This window comes from Rhodococcus sp. GA1, from assembly GCF_024321955.1.
GTDB classification, from domain to species: domain Bacteria; phylum Actinomycetota; class Actinomycetes; order Mycobacteriales; family Mycobacteriaceae; genus Rhodococcus; species Rhodococcus pyridinivorans.
In genome coordinates this window covers 1972926-1988541 of sequence record NZ_CP097186.1, presented here as the reverse complement: position 1 = coordinate 1988541, position 15616 = coordinate 1972926, and the positions used below count along the sequence as shown (strand labels likewise).

General features: G+C 69.4%; 12 protein-coding genes and 1 pseudogene. 7 read left to right on the top strand and 6 right to left on the bottom strand.

The genetic code is table 11. The features are described 5' to 3' along the window. Position 1: 1 nt before the first annotated feature. The 4 genes and pseudogenes from M3330_RS09300 to M3330_RS09285 all read right to left on the bottom strand — a co-directional run. Positions 2-804: pseudogene (locus tag M3330_RS09300) on the bottom strand (hypothetical protein); the annotation flags it as partial. 137 nt (positions 805-941) lie between these two features. Further along, positions 942-1826 (bottom strand): metal ABC transporter permease, encoded by an 885-nt coding sequence (locus M3330_RS09295; RefSeq protein ID WP_006550474.1) that lies wholly within the window; start codon positions 1824-1826, stop codon positions 942-944. Then, positions 1823-2686: a metal ABC transporter ATP-binding protein gene (locus tag M3330_RS09290; RefSeq protein WP_006550472.1), complete on the bottom strand. Its 864-nt coding sequence runs from the start codon at positions 2684-2686 to the stop codon at positions 1823-1825. The genes M3330_RS09295 and M3330_RS09290 overlap by 4 nt, the downstream gene beginning before the upstream one ends. A 26-nt stretch (positions 2687-2712) precedes the next feature. Further along, entirely contained in the window at positions 2713-3774 is a 1062-nt protein-coding gene (locus M3330_RS09285) for a metal ABC transporter solute-binding protein, Zn/Mn family (protein WP_255028557.1), read from the bottom strand. A gap of 169 nt (positions 3775-3943) precedes the next feature. Between M3330_RS09285 and M3330_RS09280 the strand changes: the two genes are divergently transcribed. Next, positions 3944-5050, top strand: coding sequence for a LacI family DNA-binding transcriptional regulator (locus M3330_RS09280; RefSeq protein ID WP_033096920.1), 1107 nt, complete (start codon positions 3944-3946; stop codon positions 5048-5050). Between the two features lie 21 nt (positions 5051-5071). Here M3330_RS09280 and otsB read toward each other — a convergent pair whose 3' ends face one another. Both otsB and kstR read right to left on the bottom strand, forming a co-directional pair. Beyond that, a complete protein-coding gene (gene otsB / locus M3330_RS09275; protein ID WP_255028556.1) occupies positions 5072-7648 on the bottom strand; it encodes a trehalose-phosphatase in 2577 nt (858 codons plus the stop codon). Between the two features lie 161 nt (positions 7649-7809). Further along, the gene (kstR, locus tag M3330_RS09270; RefSeq protein WP_006550468.1) at positions 7810-8469 is read right to left on the bottom strand and encodes a cholesterol catabolism transcriptional regulator KstR; all 660 of its coding nucleotides are present in this window, start codon (positions 8467-8469) and stop codon (positions 7810-7812) included. Between the two features lie 89 nt (positions 8470-8558). Here kstR and M3330_RS09265 point away from each other — a divergent pair, with 89 nt between their 5' ends. The 6 genes from M3330_RS09265 (at position 8559) to M3330_RS09240 (ending at position 15584) form a co-directional block, all read left to right on the top strand. After that, the gene (locus M3330_RS09265) at positions 8559-10706 is read left to right on the top strand and encodes an acyl-CoA dehydrogenase (RefSeq protein ID WP_255028555.1); all 2148 of its coding nucleotides are present in this window, start codon (positions 8559-8561) and stop codon (positions 10704-10706) included. Between the two features lie 67 nt (positions 10707-10773). Next, positions 10774-11817, top strand: coding sequence for an acyl-CoA dehydrogenase family protein (locus tag M3330_RS09260; RefSeq protein ID WP_255028554.1), 1044 nt, complete (start codon positions 10774-10776; stop codon positions 11815-11817). Then, positions 11802-12953: an acyl-CoA dehydrogenase family protein gene (locus tag M3330_RS09255; RefSeq protein ID WP_006550465.1), complete on the top strand. Its 1152-nt coding sequence runs from the start codon at positions 11802-11804 to the stop codon at positions 12951-12953. The genes M3330_RS09260 and M3330_RS09255 overlap by 16 nt, the downstream gene beginning before the upstream one ends. Before the next feature lie 44 nt (positions 12954-12997). Further along, positions 12998-14017 carry a bifunctional MaoC family dehydratase N-terminal/OB-fold nucleic acid binding domain-containing protein gene (locus tag M3330_RS09250; RefSeq protein ID WP_006550464.1) on the top strand — a complete coding sequence of 340 codons (1020 nt, stop codon included), beginning with the start codon at positions 12998-13000 and terminating at the stop codon, positions 14015-14017. Further along, positions 14014-14418: a MaoC family dehydratase gene (locus M3330_RS09245; RefSeq protein WP_255028553.1), complete on the top strand. Its 405-nt coding sequence runs from the start codon at positions 14014-14016 to the stop codon at positions 14416-14418. The genes M3330_RS09250 and M3330_RS09245 overlap by 4 nt, the downstream gene beginning before the upstream one ends. Beyond that, a complete protein-coding gene (locus tag M3330_RS09240) occupies positions 14415-15584 on the top strand; it encodes a lipid-transfer protein (RefSeq protein WP_019290166.1) in 1170 nt (389 codons plus the stop codon). The genes M3330_RS09245 and M3330_RS09240 overlap by 4 nt, the downstream gene beginning before the upstream one ends. Positions 15585-15616: the final 32 nt, after the last annotated feature.

Below are 15616 nucleotides of genomic sequence, written 5' to 3'. Positions count from 1 at the left end.
CTCAGAAGACCGTTCCGACGTCGCGGACGACGATGTCGTCGAGGGCGCGTTCGCCGGCGATGCGGCGCACGGTGGGGTCGATGTGACCCGTCTGCAGCACCGCGTCCCCTTCGTGCGGCCAGCGCAGGCCGGCGTCGTCGCGAGCGGCGTCGTAGACGAAGTGCCCGCGACCCTCACTGACGCCGTAGCCCACCAGTACGGTGCTGCGCATGTCGATCCCGTAGAAGCCGGGAATGGAGGCCTGGATGTCGGTGACCTCGTGTTGCGTCGCGACGGTGACCAGACCGGTCGCCTCGGCCTCCGCGATGTAGGTGACGTCGACGGAGTGCTTGCCGCCGTTGTTGACACCCATCGCACCCGAACCGTCGGTGTAGCCGGGGCCATCTCGCCGCGGAGTTCGGCGAGCGCGTAGTCCCAGTCGATCGGCATCGGGATCTTGTCGATCGGGAAGCCGGCCTTCCGCGCACGGTCGGCGAAGATGCGCGAGGTCGCGTAGTTGGGGCTGTCGACGAGTTCGTCGGGCGCCACGGCCAGGTGCAGCATCTGCGCGACGCGCGGGTAGTGGACGCGGTCCATGCGCGCCCAGTCGAGTTCGTTCGGGAAGTGGGCGTTGAACACCGCTTCGTCGGGTTGCAGCGTCATGCCCTGGTAGACGAGCGACCCGCCGCCGACACCGGCGGCGCACAGGGCCGTCATGTTCTCGCCGACGCACGCCTCGACCAGACCGGTGTAGAGCTCGAAGGCGAGGTGACGACCGAACACCTCGGGGTTCGACCGGTGCCACAGGAACCGCTTGTCGGGGTTGTCGATGCGAAGGAACGACGCGTGACGTGCTGCACTCTCCACCCCCGATGTCTGTGACGTCCCGTTACTGGAGCAACCTCGGGAAACTGGGCGGACGTCGAGGAGCGCGTCAAGATCACGTCCCGACGGGCCGTGAATCAGGCAGTTGCGGCGACCCGCCCGGAACCACGTCGGTTGCGGGCGGTGCCGATCACGCGGCAGATCATGTAGATGACGAACGCGATCGTCGTGATGAACGCCGAGACCGGCACGCCCGGCGCCAGCGCGAGTAGGATGCCGCCGACCGCCGAGATCTCCGCGAAGACCACAGACAGCACCGTGGCGGCGAGCGGCCCGCTGACCACCCGGGCCGCCGCGGCGGCCGGGGTGATGAGCAGTGCCATCACCAGCAGCGCGCCGACAATCTGCACACCGAGTGCGGCGGTGACACCGACGAGCACCGCGAACACGATCGACAATGCGCGCACCGGGACGCCGCGTGCAGCCGCGACCTCCGGGTCGGTGCTGGCGAACAATAGCGGACGGTAGATCACCAGCAGCGTGAGGATCACGACGGCAGCGCACGCGGCGAGCAGGGCGATGCCGGTACCGCCGGGCGCCACGATCTGACCGGTGAGCAGCGAGAAGGCGGCGCCGGTGCGTCCGTCGTAGGCCCACAGCAGCAGGACGGCGAGACCGAGTCCGAAGGCCATCACCACGCCGATGACGGAGTCGCGTTCGCGGGCACGTGTCCCCAGGACCCCGAAGAGGATCGCGGCGATCACGGCACCCGCGACCGCACCGATCCCGACGGAGACCCCGATGATGAGCGCCGCCGCGGCACCGGTGAGCGACAGTTCGGAGGTGCCGTGGACGGAGAACGCCATCTGACGGCTGATGATCAGCGGGCCGATCACGCCGGCGAGCAGACCGAGGATCGCACCGGCGACGAGCGCCTGCTGCACGAAGTCGTACTGCAGGAGTTCGACGGTGGTCTCCACGTCGAACATCCGCCCGAGGGCGTCGGTGAACTTGCTGCTCATTCGTGATCCTCGTGATCGTGGTGGACGCCTTCCCCGGGGCGCAGTCCGCCGGCGCTGCCGAGCGCGTCGATGGCGTCGCCGGTGCCGACGACCACCAGGCGGCCGCGCATCTCGAGCACTTCGACGTCGGTGCGGTAGAGCTCGGAAAGCACCTGCGAGGTCATCACCTCGGCGGGGGTGCCGATGCGGAACTGGCCGTCGACGAGGTACAGCACGCGATCCACCAGCGGCAGGATCGGATTGATCTCGTGGGTGACGAACAGGACGGAGGTGTCGTGGTCGCGGCGGCGGCGGTCGATGAGCGCCGACACCAGGTGCTGGTTGGCGAGATCGAGACTGAGCAGCGGCTCGTCGCACAGGAGTACGCGCGGATCTCCCACGAGCGCCTGCGCGATACGCAGCCGCTGCTGCTCACCACCGGAGAGCGTGCCGATCGGGGCTCCGGCATAGGTCTCTGCGCCGACCTGAGCGATCGCGTCGTCGACCGCGACGCGGCGCCGCCGGCGCGTGCGCAGGCCGGTGCCCCAGCGATGTCCGTCCATGCCGAGGCCCACGAGATCGCGTCCCCGCAGCGGGACGCCCTCGTCGAGAGACTTCTGCTGCGGCACGTATCCGACGTGCGAGTTCCCGGTCCGGACGGCCTGCCCGGCGATGGTCGCGGTTCCGGAGGTGAGCGGGAGCTGGCCGAGCAGCACCTTGAGCAGCGATGTCTTGCCGGCACCGTTCGGTCCGAGCACCGCCAGGAACTCGCCGGGTTCGACGACGAGGTCGAGTCCGTCCCAGAGGACCCGATCGCCGAATGCCAGCCGGGCATCGCGGAGTTCGACTGTGGGCGTGCGGTCGGATGGAGGAGGTGTCACCGGAGTCCGTGTTCTCGATCGGATGGTCAGGAGGCGGTCTCGAGCGCGGCGGCGAGGGTCTCGGCGGTCCGGGCCTGCCACTGAATGTAGTCGACACCTTCGGGCAGGGTTTCGAAAACCTCGACCACGGGGACGCCCGACGACTCTGCTGCCGTGCGCATCTCGCGGCTGATCCGGTCCTCGGTCTGCGGGTTGTAGATCAGGACGCGAACCTGCTTGTCGACCAACAACTGCCGTGTCGCCGCGATCGCCGCCGGGGACGGATCGGTGCCGTTCTCGATGGCATTGGTGAAGTCCGGGGGAGTGATGTCGTCGAGCGTCGCGGCCGAGACGAGGTAGTGGCCGATCGTCTCGGTCTGGGCGACGGGTGCGTCGCCGTGTGTGTCGGCGAGCTTGTCGACAACATCCGCGACGTAGTGCAGGTTCTCGTGGAAGCCCGCGGCGTTGGCCTCGTAGACGGCGGCGCCGTCGGGGTCGAGTTCGGCGAGCTGCTCGGCGACGGCGTGCGCGACGGCGTCGGCGGTCGCGAGGTCGTACCAGACGTGCTCGTTGATGCCGCCGTGGTCGTGACCCTCGTGCGAGTGCCCGTCGCCGGCGTCGGACACCTCACCGCTCTCGTGCGAGTGGTCCTCGGAAACGGTTGTCTCCGAGTCGCTCTCGATGGCGTCGTCGGTGCCGTCCTCGTCGCCGTGATCGTGTCCGGCGTGCAGATCCGAGTACGCGCCGGATTCGAACAGGGCGAAGGCCTCCACGCCTGCAGGCTTGTCCCCGGTGGCGCCGAGGATGTCGTCGACGAATTGGTCGTAGCCACCGCCGTTGTAGACGACGAGCGAGGCGTCGGAGATCGCCGCGGCGTCGAGGGGGCTGGCCTCGTAGGAGTGCGGGTCGGCGTTCGGTTCGGTGATGAGCGAGCGGACCTCGATGCGGTCTCCGGCCACCGCCTGCGCGATCGACCCCCACACGTTCGTGGAGGCGACGACGCTGATCTCGTCGTCGTCGGCGCCGGAGCTATCGGTGCCGCACGCGGCGAGGGCGGTCGCGCAGGCTACGGCGGCGGCTGCGAGGGCCGTGCGGGAGGACAGTCGCACAGTTCTTCTCCTGAGGATCGGCGGTCTTCGACGAACGGGGTCCGGAACGACCGAGCGACCGACCCAAACGTTATTGGTAACCGTTACCGTTCCACTTTAGCGGACGACACCGAGCCCTCCTACCATCCCTGGGTGGTCGTGACCACGGACACAGGACTACGGTCCTCTCATGTCCAGGTCTCGTCAGCCGCGCCGACAGGCGACCCTGGCGTCGATTGCCGCCGAGTTGAAGATCTCCCGCACCACGGTCTCGAACGCGTACAACCGCCCCGACCAGTTGTCCGCCGAGCTACGCGAACGTGTCCTCGAAGTCGCCAAACGACGCGGATATGCCGGCCCGGATCCGATGGCGCGGTCGCTGCGCACCCGCAAGGCAGGAGCGGTGGGGGTCCTGCTCACCGAAGCGTTGAGCTATTCCTTCCGGGATCCCGCCGCCATGAGTTTCCTGTCGGGACTGTCCGAGGCCTGCGAAGCGGCCGGACAGGGACTACTGCTCATCCCCGCCGGACCGGGCCGGACCGACGACGAGGCCGCACAGGTCGTGCACCGCTCGTCCGTCGACGGCTTCGTCGTCTACTCGGTCCCCGCCGAGGACCCCTATCTCGCTGCCGTGCTCGAACGGCACCTCCCGATCGTCGCGTGCGACCAGCCGCGCGGGCTCGAGAGCACCCCGGTGGTGGGCATCGACGACCGGCGGGCGATGCGCGATCTCGCCGCCCACCTCATCGAACTCGGCCACCGCCAGATCGGCATGTTGTCGATGCGCCTCGGCCGCGAACGGCACGACGGGGTCGTCGACCTGTCGACCCTCGAATCCGGCGCCTTCCACGTGCAGCGCGAACGCATCCGCGGCGTCCAGGACGCCATGAGCGCCGCAGGGCTGGCCCCCGAATCGCTCACCGTCGTCGAGCGCTACACCCACACCGCGGAGGACGGCCTGTCCGCCGCGGCGCAGATCATGCGCATGAACCCGCGGATCACCGCGCTCGTGTGCACCACCGACGTGCTCGCGCTCGGCGCTCTCGCCTGGGCCAATCAGATGGGTCTCGACGTGCCCGGCCACCTGTCGATCACCGGCTTCGACGGCATCGACGAAGCGATCCGCGAAGGCCTCACGACCGTGAGGCAACCGCAGAAGGACAAGGGGCGGCGCGCAGGCGAACTGCTCCTCGCCGCCCCCTCGCACTCCGGTGTGCCCGCGCTCGAGACCCTGGGGACCCAGCTGTGGTTCGGTGCCACCTCGGGTCGGGTCGAGAGCGAGTGGTACGCCGAGTGACCGAGCGGCCCCGCTCGTAGCTCAGTGCTGCCGGTCGCCCGTGGCCTTCGCGCCCGACAGCAGCTGGGCGCAGCGCAGCAGACCGATGTGACTGTACGCCTGCGGGTGGTTGCCCAGCGCACGCTCCGCGACGGGGTCGTACTCCTCGCTGAGCAGCCCGGTCGGTCCGGCCGCCGCGACCAGCTGCGCGAACAGCGCCTCGGCGTCGTTGCGCTGCCCGACCAGCAGGTAGGCCGCGACCAGCCACGCCGCGCACAGGTGGAAGCCGCCTTCGGCGCCCGGCAGGCCGTCGTCGCTGTGATAGCGGTAGACGGTCGCGCCGCTGCGCAACTCCCGTTCGGTGGCCTGCACGGTCGCCCGGAACCGCTCGTCCTGCGGGTCGACGAGTCCGGTGAGGCCGATGAACAGGGTGGCCGCGTCGAGATCGGTGCCGTCGTAGGCCGAGGTGAACGACTGGACCTCGTCGTTCCAGCCCTTCTCGGTGACCTCCTCGGCGATCTCGTCGCGCAGCGCCGCCCAGCCCTCGCCGGCGGTCCGGCCGAACTTCTCGGCGAGCGTCAGTGCCCGGTCGACGGTCAGCCACCCCATGACCTCCGAGTACACATGGTGGCGGGGTGCGTGGCGGATCTCCCAGATGCCGTGGTCCGGTTCGAACCAGCGCCGTTCGACCGCGGTGACCATCGAGCAGACGAGTTCCCAGTCCCGGTCGGTGAGGGCACGGTCGTGGGACACGCCGCGCGACTCGCGGCTGTGCGCGAGGTCGGCGATCAGGTCGACGATCGGGCCGAAGACGTCGAGTTGCACCTGCTGGTTCGCCGCGTTGCCGACCCGCACGGGCCGCGAACCGGCGTATCCGGGAAGCGAGTCGATCACGGCCTCGGGCGGCAGCGGTCCGCCGGCGAGCGTGTACAGCGGGTGCAGACGTTCGGGGCCCGGCACGGTCTCGAGGACGCGGTGGACCCAGTCGAGATAGTTCTCGGCCTCCTCGAGGGATCCGACCCGCACGAGCGCCTGCGCCGTGAGCGCGGCGTCGCGCAGCCAGCAGTAGCGGTAGTCCCAGTTGCGGACACCGCCGATCTCCTCGGGGAGCGAGGTGGTCGCCGCGGCGAGGATCGAGCCCGTCGGACCGTGGACCAGCCCCCGCAGGGTGAGCGCCGAACGCTTCATGAGATCGGGCTTGAGCGGCGGCAGCTCGAGCTGGGACGCCCACGTGTGCCAGTAGGCCTCGGACTGTGCCCGACGCTCGACCTCCGGCACCGGGTGCTCATCGAGATCGTCGGTGCCGCAGCGGAGTTCGAGGATGATGTCGTTCTCGGTGGGGTCGACCACGGCGTGGGCCGTCTGGTGCACGCCGTCCGTGGTGATGTCCCACCGCACGCCGGGGGAGCGCAGGACGTAGGGCTCGTTGAAGCCCATGACGCGGATGCCGTCGTCCTCGACCTCGAGGGTGACCTGTCCCTGTCCGAACTCCGGTCGCGGGGCGAAGGTCACCACCGCGCTCGCGCGCCCGGTGATCACGCGCGTGAGGTCGGTACGGCCGGCCTCGACGTCGTGCGGGAGGTAGTCGATCACCGCGAGCGACGCCCACCGGGTCACCACCGTCATCGTCGAGTCGACGTAGCGCTGGCTGAGCGGCAGTGCCTGGCGGGTCGGGCCGATGGTGAAGTGACCGGCTGCGTCACCGCCGAGGAGATGGGCGAACACCGCCGCGGAATCGGGTTCGGGGTGGCACAGCCAGGTGATCGTGCCGTCGGGGGTGACGAGTGCCTTCGAGCGGGGGCTCGCGAGCATGGTCAGGCGTTCGATCGGCGCGACGTGGGCGCCGGACAACCAGGTGCGACGTTCCTCGAGCAGGAACGCGAGTGCGGCGATGACCTCTTCGCTGGTGCGGACGCGGTACTCGGCGGCGGTGTCGCCGTCGCCGATCTTCACCCCGACGTCCGGGCCCTGCAGCGAACGGAAGGCCTTCTCGTCGGTCACGTCGTCGCCGAAGAAGACCGCCGCGCTGGCGGCTTCCTGGTGGCGGATGACGTCGAGCGCCTTGCCCTTGTCGGTGGGCACCACGGACAACTCGATGACTGCCTTGCCCTCGGTGACCTGCACACCGGGCCGGAGCGCGAGGCCGCTGCGCACGAGATCGAGGGCCTGCTCGGCATCGGCGGGAGAGGCGTTGCGCACGTGCAGCGCGGCGCTCGCGGGCTTGGCCTCCACCTGCACGCCGTCGAACCGGGATGCCACCGAGTGCAGTCCCTCGACGATCGTGGCGAGGAGGTCCCTCGCGTCGGGATCGATCTCGTGGACGAATCCGATGTCGAACTCGGAGCCGTGGCTGCCGACGAGTTTGACCTCGACCGGCAGGCGCGACAGGGCGGCGAGATCCTTGAGAGCGCGTCCCGAGATGACGGCAGCGGCCGTCGACGGCAGAGCGGCGAGGCCCCGCAGCGCCCGCACCGCATCGTCGTGCGGGTAGGCCTTCTCGGGATCGCTCACGATGGGGGAGATGGTGCCGTCGTAGTCGGTCGCCACGAGCAGGCGGGGCGTCCGCGCGACAGCCACCAGAGCACGTCGAAGGTCAATCGGAAGATCGTGGGCACTCACCTGCTCCACGTTAGGTCAGAGTGGGGCACGAATCCGACCCGCTGGGTATTGCGACCACGTGTTTCCGGTTACAGGAAGCGGCGGATCGGACGTCGGGCTTCCGGCGCGAGCGCCGCGGGGCTTCCGGCGCGAGCGCCGCGGGGCTTCGGACGCGAGCGCCGTCAGGCTTCCGACGCGACCGTCTTCGGCACGCGCGAGCCGTCGCCGAGCAGCAGCTCCACCGTCAGTTCGAGCCGGCGGGCGACATCGGTGGCCGACGAACGGCGCGTGAGCCAGGCGACGAGATTCGACAGCCACACGTCGCTGATGACGCGTGCGATGGCGAGTTCTTCCTCGGTGGGCTCGCCGTCGTTCATGGCCCGTGCGAACAGTCGGTCCATGAGGGTGCCCACCTGGTCGACCTCGGCGGCGGCGGAAGCGTCGGCGAACATGAACGCCCGTGTCATGGCCTCGGTGAGCAGGGGATCGCGCTGCATGGCCTTGGTGATCAGGCCCAGGATGAGGTGCATGCGCTCGAGGGGGCTGTGGCCGGGTGGGATCCGGCCCTTGCCTTCGATGCGGGCGAATTCACGGCCGAGGGCGGAGACCAGCAGGTGGACCTTGGACGGGAAGTATCGGTAGAGGGTGCCGACCGCGACGTCCGCGCGTTCTGCCACCGCCCGCATCTGCACGGCCTCGTAACCACCCTTCGACGCGAGCGCCAGGGTGGCGTCGAGAATCCGCTTGCGCCGTTCCTTCTGGGCATTGGAACTGAGATCGTCCTCGGTGAGGGCGGTCAGAGTTCCGTGTCCGTTGGCACGGGAGCGGGACGGGGTGGCCATAGATTCGTTTCCTCACGCCTTGACTCTGAATCGGTGCCATATTAGAACACGTTCTAGCAATGATGTCATTCGGAAGGGCGGAAACCGCTGTGAGTATCGCCACGACCGAGGAGCAGCGGGCCGTTCAGGCATCTGTCCAGGCCTGGTCACGTGCCGTAGACCCCATGTCGACGATACGTCGCGCAAGCGACGCGACGTGGCGCGACGGCTGGTCCTCCCTCGCAGAACTCGGAGTCTTCGGCGTCGCCGTCCCGGAGGAGGCGGGCGGCCTCGGCGCGACCACCGTGGACCTGGCCGTCATGCTCGAGCAGGCCGCCTACGAACTCGCACCGGGCCCGATCCTGACCACCGTCGTGGCCGCCCTCGTGTTCGGCCGTGCCGGTGAGACCGTCGCCAAGACGACGGAACGGCTCGCCGAGGGTGAGGTCCCCACCGCGCTCGCTCTCGACTCGCCCGTGACCGCGGAGCCGGCGGGTGACGGAGTCCTGCTGCGCGGTGAGGCCGGACCGGCCGTGGGTGCCGAAGCCGGGGTCGCCGTGCTCGTCCGTGTCGCGGGTGAAGGTGATCCGGCCGTCGAGAGCTGGGCGCTCGTCGAGGCCGATGATCCGGGTCTGCACGTCGAACCGCTCGAGACCATCGACGCCTCCCGCGCGGTGGCCCGCGTCCGCCTCGACGACGCGACGGTCCCGGTCGATCGGGTCGCGACCGTCCCGGCCGGCTTCGTGCGCGACCTGACCGCCGGCCTCGCCGCCGCGGAGCTGGCCGGTCTCGCCGGCTGGGCGCTGACCACCGCCGTCGAGTACGCGAAGATCCGCGAACAGTTCGGAAAACCGATCGGTTCGTTCCAGGCCGTCAAACACATCTGCGCCGAAATGCTCTGCCGCACCGAGAAGATCCGGGCCGTGGCCTGGGATGCGGCGGTCACCGTCGACGCGCAGCCCGACGAACTGCCGATCGCGGCGGCGGCCGCCGCAGCGATCGCACTCGATGCCGCGGTGCAGACCGCCAAGGACGCGATCCAGGTGCTCGGCGGCATCGGGTTCACATGGGAACACGACGCACACTTCTATCTCCGCCGTGCGGTCGCCACCCGCCAGGTGCTCGGCGGTTCCACCGCGTGGCGCTCGCGGCTGACGACCCTGGTCCGCGACGGCGCGCGCCGTCACCTCGGTATCGACCTGTCCGATCACGAGGAGAAACGCGCGCGGATCCGCGCGGAGGTCGAGAAGATTACCGCCGCACCCGAATCCGAGCGCCGTGTCGCCCTCGCCGAATCGGGCCTGCTCGCGCCGCACTGGCCGCCGCCCTACGGTCGCGGAGCCGGCGCCGCCGAACAGCTCGTCGTCCAGGAGGAGCTCGCCGCCGCCGGCATCGAACGTCCCGACCTCGTGATCGGCTGGTGGGCGATTCCGACCGTCCTCGCACACGGAACACTCGAGCAGATCGAGCGTTTCGTGATGCCCACCCTGCGCGGCGATGTGGTCTGGTGTCAGCTGTTCTCCGAACCCGGCGCCGGCTCGGACCTCGCGGCGCTGCGCACGAGTGCCGAGAAGGCCGACGGCGGATGGGTGCTGCGCGGGCAGAAGGTGTGGACCTCGCTCGCACAGCAGGCGGACTGGGCGATCTGTCTCGCCCGCACCGACCGCGACGTCCCCAAGCACAAGGGCATCACCTACTTCCTCGTCGACATGAAGTCGGCGGGCATCACGATCTCGCCGCTGCGCGAGATCACCGGCGACGCGTTGTTCAACGAGGTCTTCCTCGATTCGGTCTTCGTGCCGGACGACTGCGTGGTGGGCAATCTCGGCGACGGCTGGAAGCTGGCCCGCACGACCCTCGCCAACGAACGCGTCGCAATGGGGGGCAAGTCGTCGCTGGGGCCGCGCATCGAGGAACTGCTCGAACTGTCGACCCCCGGCGATCCCGTCGCCGAGGACCGCATCGCGACGCAGATCGGGGAGGCGACGGTCGGTTCGCTCCTCGATCTGCGGGCGACCCTCGCGCAGCTCGAAGGGCAGGATCCGGGCGCCGCGTCCAGCGTCCGCAAGCTCATCGGTGTGCGGCAGCGGCAGGACACCGCCGAGCTCGCCATGGATCTCGCGGGCGAGGCCGGCTGGGTGGAAGGTCCGTTCACCCGGGAGTTCCTCAACACCCGGTGCCTGACGATCGCCGGCGGAACCGAGCAGATCCTGCTCACCATGGCGGCCGAGCGGCTCCTGGGCCTGCCGCGCGATTGAGCGGTCCTTCCGCAGGGCGCCGGGGAGTGCTACAACTAGAACACGTTCTATTCGAAGGTGGGTGACCGTGGACTTCGCACGTGACGAGACACAGGAGGAAATCGCCGGTGTGGCGGCCGGTCTCCTGAAACGCGGCCTCACCGACGACGCGTTGTGGGCCGCGCTGGCCGACGCCGACCTGCTCTCGCTCGCTCTGCCGGAGCGTCTCGGCGGGTCGGGCCTCGGGCTCGGCGAGGTCGCCACCGTGCTCACCGAGATCGGACGCGGAGCCGCGCAGACCCCGGCCCTGGCCACCCTCGGCCTGGGCGTGCTGCCGATCCTCGCGCTCGCCTCCGAACAGCAACAGGACGACCTGCTCGCAGGCGTCGCCCAAGGAGCCGTGCTCACAGCCGCGCTCGGCGAACCGGGACGCGCCTTCCCGGAGCAACCGGCCGCCACGGCGGTCGCCACCGACGGGGGCCACGCGGTCACCGGTTCGTTCGTCGCCGTGCCCTACGCCGACCGGGCACGCGTGGTGCTGCTGCCCACCGACGCAGGCGTGGTCGCGGTGGCTCCCGACGCCGTGGGCATGACCCTGCGTTCGAGCCCCACCTCGACCGGCTCTCCCGAGTTCTCGGTGCGCGCCGACGGCGCCGTGGGTGTCCTGCTCGCCGAATCCGGCACCGACGCCGTGGCGACACTCCACCGGATCGCGCTCGCCGCCGTGGCGGCATTCGCCGACGGACTGCTCTCCGGGGCAACCGAACTCACGGCGAAGCACGTCAGCGAGCGGCACCAGTTCGGCAAGCCGCTCGCGACCTTCCAGGCCGTCGCACAGCAGATCGCCGACGTCTACGTCACCGCCCGCACCCTGCACGTCGCGGCGCTGTCGTCGGTCTGGCGCCTGGCCGAAGGTCTCGACGCCGCGGACGATCTCGACATCACCGCCTACTGGATCGCCGCCGAACTGCCGCCGGCCATGCGGGTGCTGCACCACCTGCACGGCGGCGTGGGTGTGGACGAGACCTATCCGCTGCACAAGTACTCGTCGACCGCCAAGGACCTCGCCCGGTTGCTCGGCGGCGCCTCGTACCGACTCGACCTCGTGGGGGCCCGGTGTTCATCGATCTGACCGACGACCAGCGCGCACTGCAAGCCGAACTGCGGCGCTACTTCAGCAGCCTCGTCTCACCCGAGGAGGCTGCGATCATGCGCACGGAGCGGCACGGCCCCACCTATCGCGAGGTCGTGCGTCGCATGGGCAAGGACGGTTGGCTCGGCGTAGGCTGGCCCGTCGAGTTCGGCGGCCGCGGCTTCGGCGACGTGGAACAGCAGATCTTCGCCAACGAGGCCGTCCGCGCCGACGTGCCGTTGCCGAGCGTCACCCTGCAGACCGTCGGCCCGACCCTGCAGGTCTACGGGACCGACGAACAGAAGCGAAAGTTCCTGCCCGCCATCCTCGCCGGCGAGGTGCACTTCGCCATCGGCTACTCCGAACCCGAGGCCGGTACCGACCTCGCCGCCCTGCGCACCACCGCCGTCCGCGACGGCGACCACTACATCGTCAACGGACAGAAGATCTTCACCACCGGCGGGCACGACGCCGACTACATCTGGCTCGCCGTCCGCACCGGCCCCGCCGACTCGCGTCACCGCGGCATCTCCGTGCTCATCGTCGACACCAAGGATCCCGGCTTCAGCTGGACGCCGATCATCACGTGCGACGGTGCCCACCACGTCAACGCCACCTACTACAGCGACGTACGCGTTCCCGTCGAGATGCTCGTCGGCGAGGAGAACAAGGGCTGGAAGCTCATCACCACCCAACTCAACCACGAACGCGTCATGCTCGGCCCGGCCGGTCGCGTCGCCGGCATCTACGACCGGCTCGTCGAATGGGTCCGCGCCCACGAACTCCGGGACCGCCCCGAGGTGCGACGCGCACTCGGCGAGATCCACGCGACCTGGCGACTCAACGAACTGCTCAACTGGCAGGTCGCGGCGAGCAGCAACGACGCCGTCGACATCGCCGATGCCTCGGCGACCAAGGTGTTCGCCACCGAGCGGATCCAGCGCGTCGGGCGCCTCGCCGAGGAGATCGTCGGTGCCTTCGGCGATCCGGCCGACGACGACACCGCCGATCTGCTCCGCTGGCTCGACATGATGGCCAAACGCAATGTCGTCATCACCTTCGGCGGTGGCGTCAACGAGGTGATGCGCGAACTGATCGCCACCGCCGGTCTGGGCATGCCGCGGGTCCCGCGGTGAGGCAGGAGAATTCGGTGACACGAGATTCGGTGACACAAGGTTCGGTGACACGAGATGCTCGGGGGAGGATCCCCGAGGAGATCCGGCAGGCGGCCGAGAAGGTCCGCGGCGACGGCCCGTCCGCGCCGCGACCCGGCCGCGATCCGGTGAACATGCCGATGATCCGCAACTGGCTCGAGGCGATCGGCGACGACAACCCGATCTACACCGACGAGACCGCGGCGATCGCAGCCGGTCACGGTGGTCTCGTGGCCCCGCCCGCGATGGCGCAGGTGTGGACGATGCGCGGCCTCGGCGCCGAACGCGAGAAGGACGACCCGCTCGGCCGGATGACGCAGATCCTCGACGACGCCGGCTACACCTCGGTGGTCGCCACCAACTGCGACCAGATCTACCACCGCTACCTGCGCCACGGCGAGCAGGTGACGATCGAATCCACCCTCGAGGACGTCGTCGGCCCGAAGCGGACCGGGCTCGGAGAGGGATGGTTCTTCACCACCCGCAACCTGTGGAAGGTCGGCGACGAGGTCGTCGCCGAGATGCTCTTCCGCATCCTGAAGTTCGCACCGCCGTCGAAGGACGAGCGCGCGGAGACGTCGGAAGACCGGCCCACATCCGCGGTACCCGACGATCTCGACCCCACGCGGATGCTCCGCCCGTCCGTCTCCCGCGACACGCAATTCTTCTGGGACGGCGTGGCCACCCACGAACTGCGCATCCAGCGACGCCCCGACGGCACCCTGCAGCACCCACCCGTCCCGGCGCTCTGGCTCGACAAGTCGGAAACCACCGACTACGTCGTATCCTCCGGTCGCGGAACGGTGTTCAGCTTCGTCGTCCACCACGCTCCCAAGGTGCCGGGGCGGCAGGTGCCCTTCGTCGTCGCGCTCGTCGAACTCGACGAGGGTGTCCGGATGCTCGGTGAACTCCGCGACGTCGACCCTGGACAGGTACGCATCGGGATGCCGGTCGAGGTCACCTTCCTCGACTTCCCCGGCGACGACGAGACCGGCGGGCAGCCGTGGACGCTGTACGCCTGGAAGCCCCTCGAGGAGGACGTGTGAGCACCCCGACCGTCACGACGGGCGTGAGCCTGCCCTCCCTCGAGATCCACGCCGATCCCACCTTCATCGTGTCGACGGCCCTGGCCACACGCGACTTCCAGGACGTGCACCACGACCGCGACAAGGCACAGCAGCGCGGATCGAAGGACATCTTCGTCAACATCCTCACCGACACCGGCCTCGTGCAGCGCTACGTCACCGACTGGGCCGGCCCCCGCGCGGTGGTGAAGTCGATCTCGCTGAGACTGGGTGTGCCCTGGTACGCCTACGACACCCTGACCCTCTCGGGCACCGTCGCGTCCGTCGAGGACGGACTGGTCACCGTCGACATCACCGGCACCAACAGTCTGGGCAAACACATCACGGCCACAGCTACTTTCGTGATCGGAGGCACCGCATGAGCGGCCTGTCGGGTGCAGCGGCGATCGTCGGCATCGGCGCGACCGACTTCTCGAAGGACTCCGGCCGCAGCGAACTCCGCCTCGCGGCCGAAGCGGTGTGCGCCGCCCTCGACGACGCGGGACTGACCCCGGCCGACGTCGACGGTCTGGTCTCGTTCACGATGGACACCAACACCGAAGTGGCCGTGGCCCGTTCGGTGGGCATTCCGCACCTGAAGTTCTTCTCCCGCATCCACTACGGCGGCGGTGCGGCGTGCGCGACGGTGCAGCAGGCGGCGATGGCCGTCGCGACCGGCGTGGCCGACGTGGTGGTCGCGTACCGGGCGTTCAACGAGCGGTCCGGCGCGCGGTACGGGCAGGTCAACATTGACCTTGCCGCACAGGTGAATTCGTCGGGAACCGACAACGCGTTCTCCTACCCGCACGGGCTGAGTACACCGGCCTCGTTCGTCGCGATGGTCGCGCAACGCTACATGCACGTCTCCGGTGCGACGAGCGCCGACTTCGGCGCCGTGGCGGTCGCGGATCGGGCGCACGCCGCCACGAACCCGAAGGCGTTCTTCCACGGCAAGCCGATCACGCTCGAGGACCACCAGAACTCGCGGTGGATCGCCGAGCCGCTGCACCTGCTCGACTGCTGCCAGGAGTCGGACGGCGGCGTCGCGATCGTCGTCACCAGCGCCGCGCGGGCGAAGGACCTGAAGCAGACCCCAGCGATGATCGCGGCCGCGGCGCAGGGGAGCGGACCCGATCAGTACATCATGACCAGCTACTACCGGGACGGGCTCACAGGCCTGCCGGAGATGGGCATCGTCGGCGACCAGTTGTGGGAGCAGGCGGGCATCGGGCCGCAGGACATCGCCACGGCCGTGCTCTACGACCACTTCACCCCGTACGTGCTCATGCAGCTCGAAGAACTCGGTTTCTGCGGCCGCGGTGAGGCCAAGGACTTCGTCGCCGACGGCATCCAGGTGGGCGGACGGCTACCGATCAACACGCACGGCGGTCAGCTGGGCGAGGCCTACATCCACGGCATGAACGGCATCGCGGAGGGCGTACGGCAGATCCGCGGCACGGCCGTCAACCAGGTCGACGACGTCGACCACGTCCTGGTCACGGCAGGAACAGGAGTTCCGACCTCAGGGCTGGTGCTGTCGCGGTCCTGACGCCGTTTCCCTCCCAGGGGACCGCAGGCCTG